Source organism: Pseudovibrio sp. Alg231-02 (assembly GCF_900143565.1).
Lineage (GTDB): Bacteria > Pseudomonadota > Alphaproteobacteria > Rhizobiales > Stappiaceae > Pseudovibrio.
Genome location: NZ_FREX01000003.1, coordinates 212,643 through 236,071 on the forward strand (window position 1 = coordinate 212,643; position 23,429 = coordinate 236,071).

The 23,429-nt window shown below is 51.1% G+C and carries 17 protein-coding genes; 9 read left to right on the forward strand and 8 right to left on the reverse strand.

Going from position 1 to position 23,429, the window contains the following annotated elements; translation table 11 throughout:
• Positions 1–169 precede the first annotated feature (169 nt).
• From DHN43_RS10485 to DHN43_RS10500, 4 genes are all read left to right on the forward strand, one after another.
• Positions 170–1,696, forward strand: coding sequence for a YifB family Mg chelatase-like AAA ATPase (locus DHN43_RS10485; RefSeq protein ID WP_108818556.1), 1,527 nt, complete (start codon positions 170–172; stop codon positions 1,694–1,696).
• A 64-nt stretch (positions 1,697–1,760) separates the two neighbouring features.
• The gene (locus DHN43_RS10490) at positions 1,761–3,998 is read left to right on the forward strand and encodes a response regulator (RefSeq protein ID WP_208995185.1); all 2,238 of its coding nucleotides are present in this window, start codon (positions 1,761–1,763) and stop codon (positions 3,996–3,998) included.
• Positions 3,999–4,358: 360 nt separating this feature from the next.
• Positions 4,359–5,201, forward strand: coding sequence for a GNAT family N-acetyltransferase (locus tag DHN43_RS10495; protein ID WP_108818558.1), 843 nt, complete (start codon positions 4,359–4,361; stop codon positions 5,199–5,201).
• Between the two features lie 295 nt (positions 5,202–5,496).
• Positions 5,497–7,899, forward strand: a complete 2,403-nt coding sequence (locus tag DHN43_RS10500) for a transglycosylase domain-containing protein (RefSeq protein WP_373456190.1) — start codon at positions 5,497–5,499, stop codon at positions 7,897–7,899.
• On the opposite strand, the gene DHN43_RS10505 is transcribed toward DHN43_RS10500, so the two are convergent.
• The 6 genes from DHN43_RS10505 to rph form a co-directional block, all read right to left on the reverse strand.
• Positions 7,900–8,643, reverse strand: a complete 744-nt coding sequence (locus tag DHN43_RS10505) for a M48 family metallopeptidase (protein WP_108818559.1) — start codon at positions 8,641–8,643, stop codon at positions 7,900–7,902.
• A gap of 176 nt (positions 8,644–8,819) precedes the next feature.
• On the reverse strand, positions 8,820–9,233 hold the full coding sequence (locus DHN43_RS10510; RefSeq protein WP_063294363.1) for a DUF2852 domain-containing protein: 414 nt from the start codon (positions 9,231–9,233) through the stop codon (positions 8,820–8,822).
• A 108-nt stretch (positions 9,234–9,341) separates the two neighbouring features.
• Entirely contained in the window at positions 9,342–10,862 is a 1,521-nt protein-coding gene (phaZ, locus tag DHN43_RS10515; protein WP_244306715.1) for a polyhydroxyalkanoate depolymerase, read from the reverse strand.
• Between the two features lie 372 nt (positions 10,863–11,234).
• On the reverse strand, positions 11,235–12,398 hold the full coding sequence (gene hemW, locus DHN43_RS10520) for a radical SAM family heme chaperone HemW (protein ID WP_108818561.1): 1,164 nt from the start codon (positions 12,396–12,398) through the stop codon (positions 11,235–11,237).
• 79 nt (positions 12,399–12,477) lie between these two features.
• A complete protein-coding gene (gene rdgB / locus DHN43_RS10525) occupies positions 12,478–13,119 on the reverse strand; it encodes an RdgB/HAM1 family non-canonical purine NTP pyrophosphatase (RefSeq protein WP_108818562.1) in 642 nt (213 codons plus the stop codon).
• On the reverse strand, positions 13,119–13,838 hold the full coding sequence (gene rph / locus DHN43_RS10530) for a ribonuclease PH (protein ID WP_082596820.1): 720 nt from the start codon (positions 13,836–13,838) through the stop codon (positions 13,119–13,121). Before rph ends, rdgB begins: the two co-directional genes overlap by 1 nt.
• Positions 13,839–14,028: 190 nt before the next feature.
• On the opposite strand from rph, the gene hrcA reads away from it, so the two are divergent.
• Positions 14,029–15,114, forward strand: coding sequence for a heat-inducible transcriptional repressor HrcA (gene hrcA / locus DHN43_RS10535; RefSeq protein ID WP_057463266.1), 1,086 nt, complete (start codon positions 14,029–14,031; stop codon positions 15,112–15,114).
• Between the two features lie 16 nt (positions 15,115–15,130).
• Entirely contained in the window at positions 15,131–15,949 is an 819-nt protein-coding gene (locus DHN43_RS10540; protein ID WP_108818563.1) for a HesA/MoeB/ThiF family protein, read from the forward strand.
• Between the two features lie 152 nt (positions 15,950–16,101).
• Here the strand turns inward: DHN43_RS10540 and DHN43_RS10545 are convergent, their stop codons facing one another.
• A complete protein-coding gene (locus DHN43_RS10545) occupies positions 16,102–18,177 on the reverse strand; it encodes a TonB-dependent receptor domain-containing protein (RefSeq protein WP_108818564.1) in 2,076 nt (691 codons plus the stop codon).
• A gap of 234 nt (positions 18,178–18,411) precedes the next feature.
• The gene (aqpZ, locus tag DHN43_RS10550; RefSeq protein WP_108818565.1) at positions 18,412–19,116 is read right to left on the reverse strand and encodes an aquaporin Z; all 705 of its coding nucleotides are present in this window, start codon (positions 19,114–19,116) and stop codon (positions 18,412–18,414) included.
• A gap of 718 nt (positions 19,117–19,834) precedes the next feature.
• Between aqpZ and DHN43_RS10560 the strand changes: the two genes are divergently transcribed.
• From DHN43_RS10560 to DHN43_RS10570, 3 genes are all read left to right on the forward strand, one after another.
• Complete coding sequence (locus tag DHN43_RS10560; RefSeq protein WP_199914799.1) at positions 19,835–21,643, forward strand: M2 family metallopeptidase; 1,809 nt, start codon at positions 19,835–19,837, stop codon at positions 21,641–21,643.
• Between the two features lie 156 nt (positions 21,644–21,799).
• The gene (locus DHN43_RS10565) at positions 21,800–22,330 is read left to right on the forward strand and encodes a GNAT family N-acetyltransferase (RefSeq protein WP_159096818.1); all 531 of its coding nucleotides are present in this window, start codon (positions 21,800–21,802) and stop codon (positions 22,328–22,330) included.
• Positions 22,331–22,405: 75 nt separating this feature from the next.
• Entirely contained in the window at positions 22,406–23,236 is an 831-nt protein-coding gene (locus tag DHN43_RS10570) for a DUF3883 domain-containing protein (protein ID WP_108818567.1), read from the forward strand.
• Positions 23,237–23,429: the final 193 nt, after the last annotated feature.

The following is a 23,429-nucleotide window of genomic DNA, read 5'->3' on the forward strand; positions in this document are numbered from 1 at the left end:
AAGCCCTGTTCTTCAACAGGGCTTTTCTTTTTCATCATGAACTCCGAGAATTCAGGTAGGGCTTCTTATGGGAGCTTTCGTATTTCTGAGTATTCAAGGCTTGTGTGTTTCTCATTCGTTCCTGCTTAATTACTACAATGATGATTAATTGTGGCCGCAGGAGTGTCAGGTGTTTGCTCGCATCTCTACCGTTTCCTTTCAGGGTGTCGACGCTGCAAATGTTGACGTGCAGGTCCAGATTAGCCCCGGATCCGTCTATTTCACTCTTGTTGGCCTGCCTGACAAGGCAATTGCAGAGAGCAAAGAGCGGGTTCGTTCAGCTCTCATTGCCTCCGGCTTGGCGCTACCCGCCAAACGTGTGACGGTTAATCTGGCTCCGGCTGACCTGCCTAAGGAAGGATCTCATTATGACCTTCCTATTGCACTTGGTCTCTTGGTGGCGATGGGGGCACTGCCTGCGGAAGCTGTCGAAGGCTTCCTCGTACTTGGTGAGCTCTCACTGGATGGCAGCATTTCGCACGTCAACGGAGCCCTTCCAGCTGCAATCGCTGCTGTTGCAAACGGGAAAGGTTTGATCTGTCCAGCAAGTTGCGGCTCTGAAGCGGCATGGGCGGATGAGAACCTGAAGATTATGGCCGCGGGATCACTGGTTCAGCTCTACCGCGCATTGAAAGGTGATATTACTCTTTCTGCCCCAAAACCGCGTAGCTCTCCACAAGTTGCCAGTTCACTGGACCTTGCCGATATTCGAGGTCAGGAAACAGCGAAGCGGGCACTGGAGATTGCTGCAGCTGGCTCTCATAACCTGATGATGGTTGGCCCACCAGGTTCTGGAAAGACCTTGCTCGCAAGCAGGTTACCCGCTCTTTTGCCACCGCTCTCAGCTCGCGAACTTCTGGAAGTATCCATGATCGCTTCCATATCAGGCGAGTTGGAAGATGGCGCTTTGAGCAATCAACGCCCCTTCCGGGCACCACATCATTCTGCATCCATGGCCTCATTGGTTGGCGGAGGTATAAAGGCCAGACCCGGTGAAGTGTCCATGGCTCACAATGGTGTGCTTTTTTTGGATGAACTGCCAGAATTCGATAGTTCCGTTTTGGACAGCTTGAGGCAGCCTATTGAGAACGGTGTGGCGACGATTGTGCGTGCCAATTATCGGGTGAGCTATCCATCCATAGTGCAAGTGGTTGCTGCGATGAACCCTTGTCGTTGCGGATATGCAGGAGAACCGGGACATACTTGCAGGCGAGGCGATAAATGCGCCAGTTCTTATCAGTCGCGAGTGTCCGGGCCATTCCTTGACCGGATGGATTTGCAACTTCATGTTCCCGCAGTTTCTGCAAGAGACCTGATCAGCCCGCGCACTTCTGAGAGTTCGCAGGTGGTTGCTCAACGTGTGGCGCGAGCTCGCGCAATACAGCAAGCTCGCTATGCCTCTCTTGGGTTAGATATCACTGTCAATGCACATGCCAGTGCGCGGACCATCGAGCAAATTGTTGCATTGGATCAAGGCAGTAAGGAGTTAATTGAACAGGCCTCCATACAATTTGGTCTTTCTGCACGTGGATACCATCGTGTTTTGAAACTATCACGGACAATCGCAGATATGGACGGGTCAGAGTCCGTTCAGCGTATTCACCTGGCCGAGGCCCTGAGCTTCAAACGCTCTTCAGCCTATTTGGCCGCAGCATAATCTGTTATATCCTACCAATTGAATTTTACTGATTTACCGAAATAGTTCGGGTGGAGCAAAAGCTGTGTTGAAACGGAGACTGAAAACTGAGGAGAGCACTCATGTTGTTACTCAGGCTCGCGTGTCTCTGATTAAGCAAAGCGAAATCACCGAGAAATCCTCCTTTGTTCTAAAGAGCCTCTCCATTTTCGTGGGCGTTGTATGCTTGCTGATTGCACTGCTGCTGACCGATTGGCAGTCCTTGCAAGGTTTCTATGTTGTGTTACTTGCTTTTGGGGCTGGCGCTGTCTTGTTTCGTCGGTTTCCAGCAAGTGATGTTATCGCCCAAAGTTGGAAAACGGCTCAAATCCAGAGTGAAGTGGAGCAACTTGAGGACCCATCTGAATTAGCTAGCGATACTGACTGGCAACTGCGTGAAGCGGATGATCGGCACCGTTCTATTCTGGATGCGCTGGGCGCTATTGTAATCCGTTGTGATAGCAATGGGGCGGTGCTGTCCGTCAATGATGCAGGTAAACGCAATTTTCCAGCTGGGTTTGGAGTTGAGATCGGAGAGGCTATTTATCTGCCTTATGCCGAAGACTTTACTCCTGATCTTGAGGAAGGGGCTGCTGGAACCACTGAAGATGTCGCCTTGCGTACAAAACATGGCACCCGCTGGTATTCACTCCTACGCCTGAGCATTCGCGATGGCAGCGGTGGAGCTCCTATCATTCAGTGGATCCTGACGGATGTCACAGATAGGCGACAAGCTGAGCAAAAGCTGCGAGAAGATCGCGACCATGCAGCAAATGCCAGCGAGGCAAAATCTCGCTTCCTTGCGATGGTCAGTCACGAAATTCGTACGCCCTTAAACGGTGTCTTGGGCATGGCAGATTTGTTGGATGACACGGCAACCACTGCAGAGCAGCAAAATTACATTAATGCGATCAGAACTTCAGGCTCCACACTTTTGATGCTCATTGATGAGGTACTTGATTACTCCAAGATCGAAGCAGGAAAGCTAGAGTTGGAGACTGGCAATGTTGAACTTGCTCCGTTAGTGGAACGCGTTGTGGAGCTGCTCTCTCCCAAAGCCCATGCAAAGGGGTTGCAGATTGGTTCATTTATCAATCCAGCCGTACCAAAAACCATCCAGAGTGATCCCGCACGATTGCAGCAAATCCTATACAATCTGGTTGGAAACGCGATCAAATTTACAGAAGAGGGCGGCGTTTCTTTAGTCCTGCAAGTTACTACGGATACTACAGGCCACCACTTGTTGGAGTTCGCTGTTCAAGATACTGGCCCCGGCATGGATGACGTCACAGCAGCTCGCATCTTCAGGGAATTTGAACAGGGTGAATATGGGAGAGACCGCAAGTTCGATGGAGCAGGCCTGGGCTTGGCAATTTCCAAACGACTCGCGGAACTTATGGGAAGTTCGCTCACCGTTCAAAGCCAGCTGGGTTGTGGCTCCACTTTCCTTCTTGAGATGCCAGTTGATGAGATTTCAGAGGACTTTGTAAAAGAACATAATGATCGTATCGCGATCATAACCAGCAATCAGATTGAGGCCGACCTCGTCTATAAAACGCTGAGCACAAGCGGTTACAATCACACCAAGGTTCTGGCAGCAGATGAACTTGAAGATTTGCCTCTTACGATACAATTTGACCGTTTGCTTGTCGGTGAAGAATATGTAGAACGCATTCGCAATTTCTATGGGCGGCAATCTGAGAGTGCACCGGAGATCTTTGTCCTCATTAAACCTCAGGAACGAGCTCGAATTGCCGACATCAAAACTGGAGAGTTCTCCGGTTACTTGACCCGTCCTGTTCGTCGCAGCTCACTGCTTCGGGTGCTCTCACCCAGCTCGCTGCAGACTGACGTGGTAGACAACGATGTGACAGAAGAAAAGGTGGCATCTACACCACAAGGCCAGAGTACAAATCTCAATGTGTTAGTGGCCGAAGACAATCCAATTAACTGGATGCTGGTTGAAGCATTGCTGGGCAAACTGGGCCACACATCCTCGCTTGCTGAGGATGGGCATAAGGCTGTTTCGCTCTGTGCCAGCGGCTCGTTTGATATTGTGCTCATGGATCTGCACATGCCCGGTCTGGATGGACTTGAAGCCATCTCAAAAATTAGAGGCCGAGAAGAAAAAACCGCATCGCAGGTGCCAATTTATGTTGTTTCAGCAGACGTTATGCCAGACGCAAAAGAAGAGGCTCTTAATGCCGGAGCAGACGGTTTTTTAAGCAAACCCCTAAAAAAGCAGGATCTCGAAGCTGTTTTAAAACGCTATGCTAAGGGATAGCTCGGTATATTTAGCCTGTTCAATATCACGAGGCGGTTGTTATACTCAGATTAACCGCGACCGCAGCATTGTTTAGCAGATGTGAGCGTCGTTACGCGGGTAAATGTTGGTGTTATGTCACTCAACTGTCCTAAAATGGGCTTATATCACAGATTGACTACCCAAAATTGACATGGGTGACTCGATTGGTGCAAATTCAGAAAGGCGTTCTCATTATTGCAATGTTTCATAAACACCTAAGCAATATGAGATAATAATAGTATGGCTGGATCTGGACATATCTCCCCGATGAAAGTCCTAAAAAAGTTTACACCGAGCAAGTTGTCAGGGCGACCTGCGCCACGGTGGATCCCTCAGGCAATGCTTGGAAAAATGCCGGAGGCAGGACAAAGCCTCGGTAAGGTCGGCCCACTCGAGGTTCGTCTTTCCAACGGAGCCAAAGAACTCAAGCAATCTCAGCGTTTACGCTACGAAGTGTTTTACGAAGAGATGTCCGCTATTGCAGATGCACAAACTCAGTTATCGCGTCTTGATCGCGACAGTTATGACGAGATTTGTGATCATCTATTGGTCGTTGATCACAACAGTCAGGTTCGCAACAAACCATTTTCCAAACTCAAGCCGCAGATCGTAGGCACTTACCGATTGCTCCGTCAGGAACTTGCACAGCTCAATGGCGGTTTCTACACAGCAGGCGAGTTTGATATTCAAGGGATTCTGGATCGTCACAGTGATCTGAATTTCATGGAACTCGGTCGTTCTTGTGTTTTGAAACCTTATCGCACCAAGAAGACCGTAGAATTGCTATGGCATGGCATCTGGTCTTATGTGCTGACGCACAATGTAGATGTAATGATTGGCTGTGCCTCTATCGAAGGTACTGATCCTGATCTTCTTGCTGAGCAGCTTTCCTTCCTGCATCATTTTGCTAGTGCACCAGAAGAATGGCACGTATCAGCGCTGCCGGACCAGTATGTAGAAATGAACCGCATTGCGAAAGATCAGGTGGATCAACGCGCTGCGCTGCGTTCTCTGCCACCGCTGATTAAAGGATATCTACGCCTTGGCGCCTATATCGGTAACGGAGCAGTTGTTGATCACCAGTTCGGCACCACTGATGTTTTGATCATCATGCCAGTGTCCAAGCTGAACTCACGCTATGTGAATTACTATGGCCAAGATGCCAGCCGGTATTCCAGCTGATCACAAAGCTATCAATGTTTCAAAATGGAGAGGGCGGATTTCCGCCCTTTTTTATATGCGTAGAAGCGCTAGCATCTCTGCATATTTGTGGTATTTCCCGGCCAACTGCGCGCAATTCACCTCAATAGCTTAACGCACAATTAAGCGTGTTTCCCTAAAATCGTTCGTGTTTTGTATCCAGGTTGCGACCTCCCTCCCAAGCGGTCAGCAGCCTGAGTTTGTTCAGGCTTGCTCAATCTTTCATGGCAATATTTGCCCAAAATTTGAGTGATTGGTACTGGGGTGTTTTAAAGTTATGGCGACAGGCCAAAATGGAAATGGCAAAAAACGGAGGCCAGTGCGCCCCGGGCAACGCCCTTCCGGCAAGCCGCCTCAACATCCTGAAGGACAGCGCTCAAAACGCCCAGCACAACCTCAACGCCCACGCTTACAAGGCGTCGCATTGCGTCCGGACGAGGTCGAAGATTATATTCGTCGTCCGAGCAAAGCCAACGCTCCAAGCAAGCAATCATCATCAGGGCAACGCTCTTCACCGCAAAACCCAACGGCACAGGCCAGAAAACCTGCTCCCCAACGTCCCAGACCTGCGCAAGGAGCGCCAGTCAAGAAGCCTGCCAAAAAACCTAGCCGCAAGGCACGTCAACAGACACTGGCAGCTCTTGATGCAGCAACCTCCTCTGGCAAGCCAAAGAGCCAAAGCAAGTTTCGGCGGTTCATGTGGAAGTCCTTTCGCTTTTCCATGTATTGGAGCGTCGTACTTGGCATTTGGGGGATCGTCGTTGTTGGCGGAATTCTCACCTATTACGCTGCGCATTTGCCACCAGCTTCGGAGTGGGCTGTTCCGCAACGTCCACCTAACGTGCGCATCGTTTCAGCAAACGGCACTTTGATTGCCAATCGTGGAGATACCGGCGGAGAGGCCGTCCGTCTTGAGCAGTTGCCTACGTATCTGCCTGAAGCTGTAATGGCTATTGAAGACAGGCGGTTCAGGTATCATTTCGGCATCGATCCAATTGGTCTCGCCCGCGCTGCATTTGTCAACTACACCAGCGGGCGAACTGTACAGGGCGGATCAACACTCACACAGCAGCTGGCGAAGAACCTGTTCCTAAAGCCTGAGCGCACCATGCAACGTAAGATGCAGGAAGTGGTGATGGCGCTGTGGCTGGAGTGGAATTACAGCAAGGACGAAATTCTGGAGATGTACCTTAACCGGGTGTATCTCGGTGCAGGGGCTTATGGTGTTGATGCCGCCTCGCGGGTTTACTTTGGAAAATCCGCTCATCTCATCAACCTTGCTGAAGCGGCAACCATTGCAGGATTGCTGAAAGCACCTAGTAAATATGCACCCACACGCAATGCCGCTCTTGCAGAAGGTCGTGCGCAGGTGGTGATCGCATCAATGCACAAGGCTGGCTTCATCACCGCTGATGACGCCAAAAACGCATTGTTCAACCCAGCGCACGTTGTCACAAGCCATAACAGCAGCAGTGGCAATTATGTTGCTGATTACGTGATGGAATTGCTACCCGGCTTCGTCGGCTCTATTGGTGAAGACATCATCGTCGATACCACCATCGATTGGGATATGCAGCAAGCGGCTGAGACAGCGCTGACCACTCGAATTGCGGAGTCTCGCCGAGAGTTTAATGTCACTCAAGGCGCGGTTGTTACGCTCAATCGCAGCGGTGCAATCCGTGCTCTTGTTGGCGGTGTTGATTATCGGAAAAGCCAGTTCAACCGCGCTGTATACGCACGCAGACAGCCGGGATCTGCCTTCAAACCGTTTGTTTATCTTGCAGCGTTGGAACGGGGTATGACCCCTAATACTGTCCGCAGGGATGCTCGTGTCACCTACAGGGGCTGGACGCCGAAGAACTACACCAAGCGATACTACGGCGATGTGACACTGACGCAAGCGCTTGCATTTTCGATCAACACCGTTGCAGCAAAGCTGGCGCATGAGGTTGGCCCGGCCAACGTGGCGCGTACAGCACGTCGTCTGGGCATTACATCTGCGCTGAAGTCCAATCCGTCCATCGCTCTTGGAACTTCAGAGGTTACCCCGCTTGAGATTGCAGCTGCGTATGTGCCTTTCTCCAATGGCGGATATGGTGTCGTTCCTCATGTGGTACGGCAAATTCGAAATGAACATGGCAAAGTGCTTTATCGCCGTTCCGGTGATGGTACAGGACGCGTTGTTCGTGGAGATAAGCTGAGTGAAATCAATACTATGATGGCACAAACAGTCTATGGAGGCACAGGAAAACGCGCTCTGTTGGCTGGACGACCGGCGGGAGGCAAAACCGGTACAACGCAAGGCTACAAAGATGCGTGGTTCATTGGTTATACAAACTCACTCACCACTGCGGTTTGGCTTGGGAATGATAATAACAAGCCGATGAAGAAGGTGAGTGGGGGGACACTGCCAGCAGAAATCTGGGCATGGGTGATGGAGACAGAGCATCAGGGTATCCCGATTGCCAGACTGCCGGGTGTGCCGATTAATCTTGCCGAAACATCACCATTGTTGAAACCGGGCACTACGCCTAAGCGTCGTCAACCAACATTTGTGGCAGCTCCTCAGCAACCACAGACACCAAGGCCTGCTGTTCAAGCAACAACAACTCCGCGCCCGCAAAACAACACCAGCACAAGTCCGCTGGACCTGCTTGGAAGGTTGTTTGGCGGTGGCTAGCTATTCTTGTCCGTAAAGATGAAGTTGAGAGCCGTGCTCTTTGAGCCAGCGTTGGGCTTGCTTTGTGTGGGGTGCTAACTGCTCGCAAACACGCCAGAACTCTGGTGAATGATCCAGTTTCACCAAGTGAGCAACTTCGTGAGCGGCTACGTACTCCAAAATGTCGGGTGGTGCCATCACAAGGCGCCAGGAGAACGATAGTTTCCCATCATACGAGCAGGATCCCCATCGGCTCTTGGTGTCTCGCAATGTGATGCTATGATAGTTGCGTTCAAGCTTCTTCGTGAAGTGCTGTACGTGTGCCTCAAGATCTTCTTTAGCTAACTTCCGCAGGAAGTCTTTGGTTTTGCGGTGAAAGCTTTGGGTTTCTCCAGGCAGTAACAATAGCGGTTCATCCGTCTCTTCTTCAAGGTCAAGCTTCGCAAGCCCACGCAGTTTGCCAGAAGACCGCAAGGTGTGCAGGACACCTTTAATAGGGATGCGGGCACCCTCTTCAAATTTGATGGTATTCGGACGAGAGCCCAATCTTTGCTTCAGCCACTCGACTTGCCGATTGGCAAAATCCTGGGCTGTTTTCAGATTGCCGCGAGCAGGAACAGTGATGACAGGTGTTGGGTCTCCAGGGGGAATTCTAAGGATATAGCGTTTTGCTCTGGAGTTGCGTTTCAGGCGGATTTGCAGAGGCTTATGCCCCAAATCCACCTCAATAAACTCTGGCAAAACCTTTGTCGCAAAGAACCCCATATCACCTCAAAAATTGCACTGGTCGCTCTCGTTATTGCAGAGAAAGGGGCGATTTGAAAGTCGACCAGTGCGAATTACTTTAGCGTGTGTGTTGCTTTGCGAGTAAGCCTCAACGCACAAAAGGGTGCCCTGCTAGAGCAGAGCACCAGATGCTTGTTATGAGCCTTTGAGAACCACTAGATTGCTTCACCAGCAGATGGCTCACCTGGACGGTTGTGGCGGTTTCTCATGAAGCGGTCGAATTCTTCCTGATCTTTAGCCCGACGCAGGTCGTTCATGTAATCATCGAATTCCTGACGCATGCTATCAAGCTTTCTGCGCTCTTCTTCCAAGCGGGTCAGCTCTTTTTCACGGTAGTCGTCAAATGCAGCATTACCGCTGCGGGTCGCATTTTGCATATTGTCCATCGTATTTTTCAAGTTGCTACGATTCCACTGGCATTTAGCTTCACGCTTCCAGCCATTAAAGTTGTCGCCCCATAAGATGTAGGCAAGCATAGCAAGGCCAAGAGGCCAGAAAACTACGAATCCAAGAACCATAAGTGCAATACTTAGAGGATTCCAGGAGGGTTTTATTGCATTTACATTCATTAAAATCACCCCTTTCTCAAATCAACAAGCTTGAGATGGGATGATTTTATTTTACTTTCAAGAGATAGAATGAAATTTTATTAGACGATGAGTTATCTTCACTTACGTTCAGTTGGAATGCACTGTTTCATTGAGACGGCGTGCCTGCTCAACCCAATTATCCCGAACCATGCGTCCGCGAATATCCAAACGATCGTCCAGCGCCGCGGCCTGATGTTCTGTCAGATTTGCAATTTGCCAGTAGTGGAAGATACCTGCGCCGTTCAAGGCCCGCTCTAGTTTAGGTCCAACACCGCTGATCAACTGCAGGTCATCTGCAGCGCCTTTTGGCTCAGCAAGCAGGATTTCGCGTAGTGGGTCACCCGCAATTTTCTCAGAGGTGTTTTCACGCAGGGTCTTTTTCGCTGCACGTTTGGAAACTTGCTCCGCACGCACGTTTCTTGGATTATCCTGAATGAACTTGACGATACGTGGCGCGATTTCAGAACGATACTTTGAACCGTTAAACACACCGTAGTGGCCTACACCGGGCTGGATGTAGTGCAACCGGCGGTTGGATGGGATGTTTTCAGCCAGCTTTTGAGCCGCTTGGGTTTGGCCAACACCAGAAATGTCGTCGTTTTCGCCTTCAACGGTACACAGCGCCGTGCCGGTGATCTTTTTCGGATCAACCATCTTGCCACGATGCATCATTTCGCCTTTTGGCAGCGAATGCTCGATGAACACGGTTTCCACGGTCTGGAGATAGAATTCGGAGGTCAGATCCATAACAGCGAGATATTCATCATAGAAGTCACGGTGCTTCTCAGCGCTGTCACCATCACCCTCAATCAGATGCTGGAAGAAATCGCGGTGGGCAACCATATGCCGATCCAGATTCATGCTCATGAAGCCAGAAAGCTGGAGGAAGCCCGGATAAACCTGTCGCGTGAACCCTTTGTGGGGGAAGGGAACTTCCATGACAACATTGCGCTTGAACCAGTCGATACCTTTTTCGACGGCCAGATCATTCACGGCGGTTGGCGCTTCGCGGGTGTCAATTGGGCCACCCATCAGCGTCATAGTCGCCGGAGCGCATTTGTCTCCGTTCTCTTCCATCAAGGCAACGGCTGCATAAACTGGAACGGATGGCTGGCAAACCGCCAGAACGTGCGTATTTGGTCCCAGATAATGCAGCATCTGCATGATGTATTCGATGTAATCGTCCAGGTCGAAACGGCCATCAGCTACAGGCACCTGTCGCGCGTCTTCCCAGTCCGTGATGTAAACATCCAGATTTGGCAGTAAGGCTTCAACTGTGCCACGCAGAAGAGTTGCGTAATGGCCAGACATGGGCGAGACGATCAGAATTTTAGGATCGTCTTTTCTGCTTTGAGGTAAATCACGCTTGAAGTGCAACAGGCCGCAAAATGGTTTCGCCCAGATGATTTCTTCCGTGATGTCTACTTCTTTGCCATCCACGACAGTGGTGTCGAGCTCAAACTCCGGCTTGCCATAACGACGGGTTACGCGCTCAAGCATCTCACAGGATGCAGCAACCGTGCGACCAACCTGCGTGTGTGACATGGGATTGAGCGGGTTTTGAAAGCACAATCTTGTCATGTCCGCTGCAGCCCGGACAGGGGACATCGCTGCATGGTTCATTTCATACAAGTGGTAGAACAGCACAGAATGTTTCCTCCCAAGACGTTCGCTTCAGCCAACTCTTGTTCATGTAATTCTTGATTTCCGCAACACGAATACACTTTAGCCCGAAGTGCTGCACCGCAAAAGTATAGACAGCTCTATACCTTTTCAGCAACATAGACTCATGGAGAAATTCAAACCAACCTTAACTTGCATTGAAGATCAATAGGTTCTTCACCATCGCTGAGGTACATGTCAGTGTAATCAATTATGTTGCATTGCACAATATGTAAATTAATACCCCAATCGAATCGAGTAATTCGACTGCAATTATTTCACTAAGTTGAAATCGCTAATGAATTTTATTTGGGAATGCTAATCGGAAGCCAGCTCAGCAATTACGGCATCCAGTAGGGGAAAGCCAGCTTGCGTTGCACGCAGGCGAGTGTTGCTTACCCATTCTACCATGCCGTTTTCCTGCAGATTTAACAATCTCTGCGGATTGAACTGACGGCCAGAGAGCTGTTCATAACGTGGTACGTCAATGCCTTCATGCAATCGCATACCCATCAACAACAACTCGTCACCCTGCTCGCCATGACCAAGTATGTCTTCAGAAATAGAGCCGTGGCCCTGACTTTCAACCAAACCTAGCCATGTTTCCGGATGTTTTTCAGTCGAGGTTGCCAGCTTGGTGCCATCTTCCAGCGTCAATCGGCCGTGTGCACCCGGTCCAACACCGACGTAATCACCATAACGCCAGTAAATGAGGTTGTGCTGGCACTGAGCGTCAGGCGCCGCATGGTTTGAGACCTCATAGGATGGCAAACCGCGTGCTGCGGTGACCTTCTGTGTCAGGTCAAACATGTCTGCGGCTAGATCAGGGTCCAGCATCTCCAGCTTTCCAGCCGCATACAAGCGCTGGAACATGGTGCCGCTTTCGATGGTGAGCTGATACATGGAGAGGTGATCAGCGGCCAGATCGATAGCACGGTTGAGCTCTTGTTCCCATGCCTTCAAGGTTTGATTGGGGCGGGCGTAGATCAGATCAAACGAGATGCGCGGGAAAGTTTTGCGTGCAATTTCAACGGCTTGAATCGCCTCCGAAACAGAGTGCTGGCGACCAAGGATCTTCAGTTCCTTGTCATCCAACGCCTGAATACCGACGGAGAGGCGGTTTACGCCTGCAGATCTGTAGCCTGCAAAGCGAGTTGCTTCCACGCTGGTTGGGTTGGCTTCCATGGAGATTTCAGCGGTGGACGTCAGATGCCAGAGGCGCGCAACTTCATTGAGGATTGTCTCAACGGTTTTCGGCTCCATCAAAGATGGCGTGCCGCCGCCGAAGAAGACGGAGTCAACCGTGCGACCCGGCACCATCTGCGCATAACGTGCCAGCTCTGTTGCCAGAGCTTTGGCGTAACGTTCCTGCGAAACCGGCTGGTGGCGCACGTGGGAGTTAAAGTCGCAATATGGGCATTTTGCCAAACAAAAAGGCCAATGCACGTAAATCCCAAAGCCGCCAACCGGTGACACAGTCATTCTTTTTCCTTTGTGATTGCCAACTTATTTCGCACGAGTTCTTATCCGAAAATCGGTATTCAATTTTCGGGAACACGTATTACGCTGGCAAACACTCTTTTTGAAACTTAACAAAGGCGCGGGCGCGATGTGACAGCGCTTCGCCCTCTTTTGTTTTGTGTTTTTCTTGCTTGTCCATCTCACCGAAGGTCCTATCGAAACCTTCAGGAACGAACATTGGATCGTAGCCGAAGCCTTCCAGACCGCGCGGAGGCCATGCCAGTTCTCCATGGATCTCACCACGGTAGAACTGAGTGTGCCCATCCGGCCATGCCATGCACAGCACAGCAACGAAGTAAGCGGTTCGGTCTGTAGCGTTCGTTTCGGTCAGCTTGTCCTGCACGGCCTGCATGGCCACGCCGAAGTCTTTGTCTGAGCCAGCCCAACGTGCGGAGTAGATGCCCGGATCGCCGTTGAGGCCGTTTACACAAAAACCGCTGTCATCTGCAAGGGCGGGCAGGCCAGTGGCCGTTGCCGCAGCAAGTGCTTTGATTGCAGCGTTTGCTTCAAACGTGTCACCATCTTCCACCGGCTCTGGCAGGTCCAGATCACCAGCAGAGAGAACTTCAAAGCCATGCGGTGCAAGCATGTCCTGAATTTCGCGCAGCTTGCCCTTGTTGTGACTGGCAAGCACGAGCTTGCCAGGTTCCAAACGGCGATTTTCCGTTGTGTCTGCCTGCATCACAGCACCGTCAACTTCTGCAGCTCAACCAGTTTGGAGATGGACTGTTTTGCAAGACCCATAAGCTGGCCGAGTTCTTCTTCGGAGAATGGCTCACCTTCAGCAGTACCCTGAATTTCAACAATGCCGCCTTTGCCAGTCATGACGAAGTTTGCGTCAGTGTCAGCAGAGGAGTCTTCGATGTAGTCCAGATCAGCAACCGGAGTACCTTCATAAATGCCGCAGGAGATCGCTGCGATGTGGTCTTTGAGAACCTTATCGGTTTTGACCATGTCGCGCGCCTCCATCCATTTCAGACAGTCGTGCAGAGCAACCCATGCGCCAGTGATGGACGCTGTACGGGTGCCGCCGTCTGCCTGAATGACATCACAGTCAACGGAGATCTGACGCTCGCCCAGTGCACCCAGATCAACAACAGCACGCAGAGAGCGGCCAATGAGGCGCTGGATTTCCTGAGTACGGCCAGACTGCTTGCCTGCAGAGGATTCACGGCGCATACGGTCATGAGTTGCGCGTGGCAGCATGCCGTATTCTGCAGTTACCCAGCCACGGTTCTGACCACGGAGCCACGGCGGAACACGCTCTTCCAAACTTGCGGTACACAGAACATGGGTATCGCCGAATTTGATCAGGCAGGAGCCTTCGGCATGTTTGGCAACACCGCGCTCCAGGCTGACTGGACGCATTTCTTCTGGTGTACGTTTGGATGGACGGTTCAAGGCAAGCTCCTCGGGTTGCTTAATAGCTACAAATTCACAAATGGTATTGCGGATCTTTTAGCTGCGGATTGCCGTTAGCGCAAAGGCTGGTTTTGGTTTGAGGGGCTATTTTCTGCTAAAAATGAGTTTTGGCTGTTCAATTGTCCTGTGTTAGGGATTGAATACAGGCTTTGGCCCAAACCTGCTGTTGATGTGGAGTACCGATACCGTGACGAGCGTTCCTCCTTCTGTCCCTCTTGAGGATCTTGATGAACGTTCCCGTGAGGTCTTCCGGCGCATTGTCGAGAACTACCTTGATACCGGCGAACCGTTGGGGTCTCGCAACCTTGCACGCGGGCTTTCGCAGCCTCTGTCTCCGGCCTCTATTCGCAACGTAATGGCGGATTTGGAGCACCATGGTCTGCTCTACTCTCCGCACACCAGTGCTGGACGCTTGCCGACGCAGTCTGGTCTTCGTCTGTTCGTGGACGGTTTTTTGGAAGTTGGCGACCTGACCAAGGAAGAGCGCGAGCAGATTGCCGTGCAGGTGAAGGCTAAAGGTGGCGAGAAAACACCCGAACAGGTCCTGACCGAAGCCAGCCAGATGCTATCTGGTTTGAGCCGCGGGGCGGGGGTTGTTCTTTCCAACAAGACAGACACCACCCTTCGCCATATCGAGTTTGTGCAGATTGAGCCGCTTAAAGCGCTTGTCGTGCTGGTGAGTGAGGACGGTTCCGTTGAAAACCGTGTTGTCGATCTGCCTGCTGGCTTGCCACCATCTGCGCTGACCGAAGCCTCGAATTACCTCAACTCCATCATCAGAAACCGCACGTTAGCCGATGCGCAATCTGAGCTAGTTCGGCAGCGAAACGAATTTCAGGCCGAGCTGGATACGCTGACATCCAAAGTGGTGGATGCAGGTGTTGCTGTTTGGGGTGGAGACAAGAATGATCCCGGAACACTGATCGTGCGTGGACGCTCCAACCTGCTGGAAAACGTGGGTGCGAAGGAAGATCTGGAGCGTATTCGCCTGCTATTTGATGATTTGGAAAACAAGAGTGAGCTGATCCGCCTGCTTGATCTTGCAAAGGGCGGCGAAGGCGTACGTATTTTTATCGGGTCAGAAAACAAGCTGTTCTCGCTTTCCGGTTCTTCCTTGATCGTTTCTCCATACCGCGATAGTGAACAGCGCGTTGTGGGCGTTCTTGGTGTTATCGGGCCGACTCGTCTCAATTATGCGCGTGTCATTCCCATGGTGGATTACACAGCCCGACTGGTGAGCCGTATGCTCGGTTAAACTACTGGAGTCCCAATTGCTTTCCCTTACAGCTTCTGAACTGGAACGTTATGCCCGTCACATCGTCCTGCGAGATGTCGGTGGTCCTGGGCAACAGAAACTTAAAGCTGCACGCGTTCTTGTGATCGGTGCAGGAGGACTTGGCGCACCGGTGCTGCAATACCTAGCGGCGGCTGGCGTTGGCACCATTGGTATTGTTGATGATGACGTTGTTTCGCTGTCTAACCTTCAGCGTCAGATCATCCATGACACGGAGAAGCTTGGCGAGCCTAAGGTTGCCAGTGCGGCGGAGGCGATCGCTCGGCTGAACCCGAATGTGCGCGTTGTTCCGCATCCGACACGCATTAGTGGGCAAAATGCCATGGCGTTGATCAACGATTACCATATCGTTGTTGATGGCTCTGATAACTTTGCCACCCGTTACCTCGTTTCGGATGCGTGTTTTTATGCAGGACGTCCGCTCGTTACCGCTGCTGTGGGCCAGTTTGACGGCTCCGTTACGCTGCTGAAACCATTTGAGCGAGATGACGAGGGCAACTACATCAACCCAACTTATCGCTGCCTGTTCCCCAAACGCCCTGAGGCTGGCTCCATACCAACCTGCACAGAGGCAGGTGTTTTGGGTGCTTTGACAGGCCTGGTTGGCACATTACAGGCGCTTGAGGTGATCAAAGAAATCGTTGGCTTTGGTGAAGGTCTGGTTGGGCGCTTGTTGCTGGCAGACACACTGAGCATGCATTTTGAGACCATCAAGTACAAACGCTCTGCAAAGAACCCGCTCAACGGTGACACTCCAAAAACATGGAGTGAAATGCTGGAAGTTGAGCACGGCTGATCCAGCGTAATTGAGTTACAAAAGAAAACGGCGGAGAATTTCTTCCCCGCCGATCCCGGCCTTTCCGCCACAGAAGGCCTAGCCTCATTCAGGCAAACCTGTCTCACCAGCATTGCCAGACGCACTGCATTTGCAGCGCACCGAAGAGAGGCTTAAAACGTTTTCGCCAAGCTAAGCTTGAAGGACCGACCTTTGCCTTCGGTTTCACTCAGATGCGCTGTGTGTTTCTGATCGAAAATATTAGTCACGCTAGCGCGCACTTCTGAGCCTGCAAGGAATCCATCTTCAGGCTTCCATGCTAAACGTGCGCTATGCAACGCATAACCTGGCGAAGCATCGTCAGCATCGTTCACGCGGTCCTGTTCTGCGTATAAATCAGAGCGCCAGGAAACATCAAGATTATAGTCGGTAATCTTATATCCTACTGAAAGGAAAAGATTATCTGCCGCTACGCTATCCAGATATTCATCATCAGAAAGGTTGTCACCCCGTGTGACTGAAGCACCCAGATTGCCGTACCAGCTGTCTGAGGAATAACCTGCTTCTAATTCGATGCCTTTGATCCGCGCCTCATCAATAGCAGTTGTGATTGTCTTGCCCGTTGCATGATCGCGAGAGGAATAGAGGTAGTTGTCGATGCTGTTGTAAAAGCCCGTTACTTTGAAGCGAAGGCTGTCATTTTCCAACAATACATCATTGAATTTAAGGCCTAAGCCAGCTTCAAAATTGTTAGATTTTTCTTTTCCGAGATCGGTAAAGCCATCACCCGAGAAAACTTCATCCAAAACTGGCATGCGTTCTGTGTGTGCAACAGAACCAAAGACATTCAGCCAGTTTGTCAGCTCATAAATTGCCGCAAGTTTTGGAGAATAGGCCGTTTCATCCAGATCTTTACGCAGAGCCACGCCAGTCCCCGGCTTCAGGCGAGAATGGTCAACACGCATTCCAGGAATGAGTGTAAGGCGGTCATGAATTACAAACTCAGCCTGCCCGAACACACCAAGAGTGTGAGTTTCACCTTCTGGATGAGATGAGGAGCCGGGCGTTGAGCTTCCATCCGGGTTCAGACGCGGGTTGAGGCGCTCCTGATATTTCCCTTCCACCCCGTAGGTGAAGTAGGTCTGTACACCTTCGGAAAGCCGAAATTCCGATGTGTTTTCCAGTTTTGCCTGCCAATTGTTGTAGACGTACTCAGCTTCAGTTCCCAAAGGAGCACCAGGACCTGCGCGGAACGTAATATCATCCAAATCACGCTTAGTCTGGCTCCAGGATACCTGTGCTTTTACATCCAACAAATCATTGCCAGAAAAAGCGTTTTCGTAAGCAAGCAGTGCCTGTTGTTCGCTTGTGGTTTGGTCCGCATAACCAAATCCGGGACTAAAGGTTGTCTGGTCATATAGGCCATACCCAGACTTATTGACGTTGAAATAGCTTGCAATAAGAGATTGATCGTTATCGGCACCGAAGCTGTATTTCAGCTTAGCGATGCCCGAGAGATCTGTCATGCGGGAGTTGCCGAGGTCTGCACCATCAGCGCCCTCATAATCTCCATCACGGCCATAGTTCAGGTTGACCAATAGCTCCAGATTTTCCAGTGGTCGGGCAGCGACTGTAACTGTGCTTCGCGCACCATTGCCGTTCGAGTCCCACATGGCTTTGGTGCGGACGGCCAGTTTGTCATCTCCCTCCAGCAAATCGCTAGCATCTTTCGTGCGCGCACTGACCACGCCACCAAGCGCACCTGCACTGAACAATGTGGAGGCAGCCGGCCCACGCAGAACCTCGACTTCCTTAAGCAATTCAGAATCGAAGAAGAAAGAGCCTGCACGGTACATCTCGAAGTAGGAGGTGACGCCATCCACTTGAATGATATTACGATTTTCACCGGAACCGAGAGCAGAGCCGATGCCGCGAATATTGATGGACTGCCCCAACGCATTGTCTGCATTTATGGTGGTGATCCCCGGAACCGCATCGAGGATCTCACCCAATGTGCTTGCTTGGGCTGCTTCAATTTGCTCCTGAGAGACTGAAGTCACAGCCTGAGGTGTATCAATCGCCACCTTCTCTTTACCTGCTGAAACAATGATTTCATCCAGCATGGTCGCAGGGCTGTCGGCAGCAACAGGCTGTGTAGCTTCCTGCGCTGAAACAGCCGCAGAAATCAGGGCGAGCGAGAGGGTTGTGCTGGCCAGGAGGGCCGCACGGGAATAGCGCGAAATGGACATGGTCGCCTCAGTCTGAATTTTATGGGAGTGGCTGGCTGAGACGCTGCTTTGGCTAGCTTGTGTTTGCGTTTTGCAAACGTTGTTTCTATCCGTGTTTTATAAACATGAACATAATAGTCAAGTTTTAAATTGAGGGTTTTTCCCTAGATGGGGATTGAGTGCATTCATAAGAAAAGCCTCCTTCGCAGGTTCCTGATTGCGAAGGAGGCCAAAAAACGATTGTATCTCCGCTGGTTAATCTGTTTCCTCACGACCACAAGTGCCGATGATCCAGCAAACTGCCGCTCCGATGAGCGCTCCAACTATTGGTGCCAGCCAGAACAACCAAAGCTGGTCTAGAGCCCAACCACCGTTGACAATAGCTGTTGCCGTGGACCGAGCCGGGTTTAAAGATGCGCCCGAGATGGGGATCGCGATGATGTGCATGCATGTCAGCATCAGGCCGATGGCAAGCGGAGCGAGGGCTGCAGGTGCTTTTTTGGAGGTTGCACCAATAATAACAATCAGGAACAGCGCTGTGACTGTGATTTCGGTAATGCCGACCGCAATTTCAGAAAAGCCGCCGTTGGAATGCTCTCCATAACCGTTGGAAGCAAAACCCGGAGGGTCACCCGGGCCATGGGCGAGAATGATCCAGAATACAAAGGCTGCTGTTGTGCCACCAATCACCTGCGCGATGATGTAGGGGACTACATCTGAGGCTGGGAACCGTTTTGCAGCCCAAAGGCCGATGGTCACCGATGGATTGAAATGAGCACCTGACACATTGCCGAATGCGTAAGCCATACAGACAACGGAAAGACCAACCGCAAAGGCTACGCCCAGCAAGCCAGATCCACCATACCACTCAACCGGTGCATAGGACACCAATGCCCCGCCGCACACAGCGGAGACCAGAGCAAAGGTTCCTACAAATTCTGCGCCTAGCTTCCTCAACATGATACTTCTCCTCATATTGATTTGAGGGAGGTATCACAGTGAGATTTCTAACTTACGTTTAGGGTAACCAGAAATCTAACGATTGCCTTAAGCATGCATTGCTAGATCTTTAGGAGGGCACTAGCATAAATGGAGGCGGAACTTCTTTTTTCTTCATATGGTTAGAAATGTGCCTCAGCCTCTTTCAGCTCGGCACATGCATGCCAATTGGTGATTTTGCATGTGCTGAATATGCCGAGAATGCCAAAGACCGCGAAACTGGAGAAGAGCCAAAAGGCTGAGTTGGCAATGCAGCCCGCAAGAGCGGGTACTAAACGCTACGGCGAATGTTTGAACCGTTGCCAGAGCAGCAGCCTCATTTTCTTTGTCTTCAACCGGCGTCAAATGAACAGCGGACAGCTTCTGGAGATAGAACGACATGAAGTTTGCCTCGACTCGCAAGGAGGGCTGTCACTTACTCAAAATGTCGTTTTAAAACGCAATCATTATACCGTTTCAGGCTTTGCAGCCATGTGCGTGAAACGGGCTCATTGTTGAAGATTCTTCTAAATTGCTAATGCAATAATTTTGCTAGATCACTCCAAAAATAGGATAAATATCGCGATGAAACGGGCTAGACTTACAGGATAAAACCCTTACCGTAACGGCATAACAGAGATATTATGCATTAGAAATGCATCTGGAATCTCTAAAATATGCCATGGTTGGGGAGGCTGCCTTGAAGCGGTTGTTATCTGTATTGCCCGCACTTTCACTCGCTCTCATTCCGCTGAGTTCAGCACAGGCTGACGCCGAGAAGAAAGTCAGCGTTGAGGATGCGAGAACGTTTATTGAAACCTCCGAAAAAGCCATTCAGGAGATCGGCGAGGAAGCTGGCCGCGTTGCCTGGGTGAATGCTAATTTCATCACCTATGACACCAACTGGCTGAATGCGTTAATGTCGGAGCGCACCACGAAGCTCTACGTTTCTCTTGCCAATCAGACCAAGCAGTATGACGGCCTTGACCTTCCGCCAGACCTTGCTCGGAAAATGAAGCTTTTGAAGCTGAACCTGACGTTGCCTGCCCCTGAGAATGATCCTGCGAAGATCAAGAAACTTGCGCAGATCAATACCGAGATGGAAACCATTTACGGCACAGGCAAGTATGAGATTGATGGTGAGGCGCTGTCTCTTTCCAAGCTCAGCCGCATCATGGCGACAAGTCGTGATTACGATAAGCTGCTGGAAGTCTGGGAAGGCTGGCGCACTGTCTCACCGCCTATGAAGGACATGTACACGGAGATGGTCGGCATCGCCAACCAGGGTTCAAGCGAGCTTGGCTTTAAAGACACAGGCTCCATGTGGCGCTCCAAGTACGACATGGATCCGGATGATTTCCGGCAGGACGTTGATCGCCTCTGGGGTGAAGTAAAGCCACTTTACGACAGCTTGCATTGTTATGTACGCGATAAGCTGGCGGATCATTACGGAGCCGATAAAGTGCCTGCCGACGGGCCAATTCCTGCGCATTTGCTGGGCAATATGTGGGCTCAATCCTGGGGCAACATCTATCCGCTTGTCGCTGCTGATGGAGACGAGCAAGGCTACGACCTGACCAAGTTGCTGGAAGAACAGAACTATACTCCACTCAAAATGGTGAAGACGGCGGAAGGGTTCTTCACCTCGCTTGGCTTTGATCCGCTGCCTGAGACGTTTTACGAGCGCTCGTTGATTACCGAACCGCGCGACCGGGATGTGCAGTGCCATGCATCTGCCTGGAACGTGGATGGCAAGGATGACCTGCGCATCAAAATGTGCACCGAGGTGACGGGTGAGGATTTCAATACCGTCCACCACGAGCTGGGTCACAACTTCTACCAGCGCGCCTATAATCACCAATCGCCGATGTATCAAGATGATCCGAACGACGGATTCCACGAAGCAATTGGCGACATGGTGAGCCTGTCTATTACGCCTAAGTACCTGAAGCAGATCGGCCTTCTGCCGCTTGATGCTTCAGAAGAGGTCAACACCAACATCCTGTTGGCTCAGGCACTGGACAAGATCGCATTTCTGCCATTTGGCTTGCTGGTGGACCAGTGGCGCTGGAAGGTGTTTAACGGTGAGCTGACTCCCGACACCTATAACGACGGTTGGTGGGACCTTCGCGAGAAGTATCAAGGCATTGCGGCTCCGGTTGACCGTGCTGCGGATGCATTTGATCCGGGTGCCAAGTACCACATTCCCAACAACGTGCCGTACACTCGCTATTTCCTGGCGCACATCTTCCAATTCCAGTTTTACCGTGAGGCTTGTCGCCTTGCCGGATGGGAAGGACCGCTGGCAGCGTGCTCCATCTTTGGCAACAAGGAAGTTGGCGAGAAATTCAACGCGATGTTGGAAACAGGCGCTGCGCTTCCATGGCAAGACAGTCTGGAGGCCTTCACCGGAAGCCGTGAAGCCGACGCGACAGCTATTTTAGAATATTTTGCTCCACTCCAAGCTTATCTGGACGAGCAAAATTCTGGCAAATCCTGCGGCTGGTAGACCAGCAAGGTAATCCTGCCGGCCTTGATGCCCTACAAGTCCGCCGGATATTATCAAACCCCGTCTTTATGGCGGGGTTTGTTTTATTTGGAGGCCTGTTGGAGCAAGTTTGGATGGGCTAGAGTTTTGAACGCAGGGAAAACGGAGGCATTGGTCATGAGCGAGGCGCAAAGCATCACTGTTCAAATGAGGGTCCTTACCGTCTCGGACATGCCTTTATTGCATGAATGGCTCAACCAACCCCATCTGCGGCCCTTTTATGAGCGTGAGCCCAGCACGCTTGAGCAAGTAACAGAGCGCTATGCGTGCCGCGTTTCGAACAATCATCCAACCAACTGCCTGATCGCGGAGCTTAACGGCGCGCCCTTCGGCTATCTGCAATGGTATCTGAACCGCGACTTTCCAGAGTACGGCACTGGTACAATTGGCATAACAGCTGGTGTTAGCTTCGATTACTACATTGGCGATCCTGCTTCCCTAGGCCAACAACTAGGAACAGTCATGCTGAATGCTGCAGTTGAGCATGTGAAGCCGCTTGTCTGCGTTGAGGATCAGTTCTTTTGCGTTGGTCACCGACCCGAAAACACCTCTGCACTCCACTGCTCTCAATGCGCAGGCTTTCGCTATTGCAAAGTCTTCACAGAGGATGGATTGCCCCACGAGCTTTATATGAGGGATGAGAGATAAGGCTCATAAACCTACTTAAGGTTGTAGAATGAACGTGCTAACTTCAATTCAAACATTGTTTGATTTGAGATTTTCATGGGCGCAGATGATTGGACAGACGAGGAGAATGATCTTCTTGTCGCTGAGTATTTTGAAATGCTGAAGTTGGGGCTTCAAGGTCAGAGTTTCAATAAGGCTGCTCGGCAGAGAGAACTTGCGCGCTCTATTCCAAGATCTGAAAAAGCGATTGGACGGAAACAGCAGAACGTAAGTGCTATTCTGGAAGACCGCAATCAACTATGGATCACTGGCCTCAGTCCAGCCAAACATTATCAAAAGTCTCTCAAAGATGCAGTTCAACGGCACTTAGATGCACGACAACAAGAGGACTTGCAGCAAGTTCCAGAAGAACGAATGGAGCTTGATGAAGGACCTGAGGAGTACATCGCTCCGCCGCCGTCCCAAGCTTCGACGATTGAGCCCACCACGCCTCGCAATATGGTTCGTCGGGCGCAAAAGCTGGATTATGCAGAGCGGGATGCGAGCAATCGGGAACTTGGCAAGCTAGGTGAGGCATATGTTGTTCAACTTGAACAACAACGGCTGAAGAAAGCTGGAAGAACTGACTTAGCCGAGAAAGTCATTTGGGCTTCTCAAGAGGAAGGCGATGGGCTTGGGTATGACATCCGCTCTTATGAAATCGACGGTACTGAGCGGCTCATTGAGGTGAAGACCACGAATGGTGGGCGGGAAACACCATTCTACATCTCGGAGAATGAACTGAGATTTTCGGAGGATGAGCCGGAGCGGTTTGTGCTTGTCCGTGTCTACAACTTCTCTGAAGAACCCGCTTGTTTCGAGCTGCGGTCGCCTTTGGAGCAGAACCTCTCGCTGAAGCCCGCGGTTTACAAAGCAGTTCCCGAATAAAGAGGGCATTTCTATGCCTCTCTTTATTCCGTTTGTTATAGGTTGGTCGGCTGAGCAAGTGAAGTAGACCTAAAACATAAGGCTTTCTTTCAAGAAAGGCTTCTTTGTGGGGGGCTTGAGTTAGATTTTGTAAGGCATGCCTGGAACTTGCGGCGGGTTGGCTGAAATCAGGGATCAGCGTACATCAGATTAC

Coding starts and splice junctions, on each gene's coding strand:
- aqpZ (WP_108818565.1), bottom strand. CDS start 19,116: ATGTTGAGGAAGCTAGGCGCAGAATTTGTAGGAACCTTTGCTCTGGTC.
- phaZ (WP_244306715.1), bottom strand. CDS start 10,862: ATGTCCCCTGTCCGGGCTGCAGCGGACATGACAAGATTGTGCTTTCAA.
- rdgB (WP_108818562.1), bottom strand. CDS start 13,119: ATGCAGGCAGACACAACGGAAAATCGCCGTTTGGAACCTGGCAAGCTC.
- hrcA (WP_057463266.1), top strand. CDS start 14,029: ATGTGGAGTACCGATACCGTGACGAGCGTTCCTCCTTCTGTCCCTCTT.
- DHN43_RS10570 (WP_108818567.1), top strand. CDS start 22,406: ATGGGCGCAGATGATTGGACAGACGAGGAGAATGATCTTCTTGTCGCT.
- DHN43_RS10500 (WP_373456190.1), top strand. CDS start 5,497: ATGGCGACAGGCCAAAATGGAAATGGCAAAAAACGGAGGCCAGTGCGC.
- DHN43_RS10510 (WP_063294363.1), bottom strand. CDS start 9,233: ATGAATGTAAATGCAATAAAACCCTCCTGGAATCCTCTAAGTATTGCA.
- hemW (WP_108818561.1), bottom strand. CDS start 12,398: ATGACTGTGTCACCGGTTGGCGGCTTTGGGATTTACGTGCATTGGCCT.
- DHN43_RS10565 (WP_159096818.1), top strand. CDS start 21,800: ATGAGCGAGGCGCAAAGCATCACTGTTCAAATGAGGGTCCTTACCGTC.
- DHN43_RS10495 (WP_108818558.1), top strand. CDS start 4,359: ATGCTTGGAAAAATGCCGGAGGCAGGACAAAGCCTCGGTAAGGTCGGC.
- DHN43_RS10505 (WP_108818559.1), bottom strand. CDS start 8,643: ATGGGGTTCTTTGCGACAAAGGTTTTGCCAGAGTTTATTGAGGTGGAT.
- DHN43_RS10545 (WP_108818564.1), bottom strand. CDS start 18,177: ATGTCCATTTCGCGCTATTCCCGTGCGGCCCTCCTGGCCAGCACAACC.